This window comes from Paraburkholderia sp. SIMBA_030 (genome assembly GCF_046535245.1).
Classification (GTDB): domain Bacteria; phylum Pseudomonadota; class Gammaproteobacteria; order Burkholderiales; family Burkholderiaceae; genus Paraburkholderia.
This window is the reverse complement of sequence record NZ_JAWRXB010001463.1, coordinates 1-242: the sequence shown is the minus strand read 5'-3', so window position 1 is coordinate 242 and position 242 is coordinate 1. Positions and strand designations below refer to the sequence as shown.

Annotated in this window: 1 protein-coding gene; it reads left to right on the top strand. The window is 63.2% G+C overall.

What is annotated here, in order from left to right; translation table 11 throughout:
* Positions 1 to 242 (top strand): hypothetical protein (locus SB772_RS44880; RefSeq protein ID WP_410839137.1); only part of this gene is annotated, 242 nt, incomplete at both ends.

The following is a 242-nucleotide window of genomic DNA, read 5'->3' as shown; positions in this document are numbered from 1 at the left end:
CCCGATGGTCGATATCGTGGCCGGTGCGACCAAGAAAGTTTTTGACGCCGGCCTGAGCTTTGTTGGGCACCTGTTCACGGGCTCAACCGGCGGTCCGATGCTGTTCGACAACGGCGGCTGGCTCGAGCAAACCGCTCAACCGCTCCTGGTTCAGCACCGCAAGACGAAACCGGATGCGGTCCTGTCCAACGGTGACTGGCAGGCCCTCCACAGGACCAGCCAAGCGGTGAGCGGTCTCACCC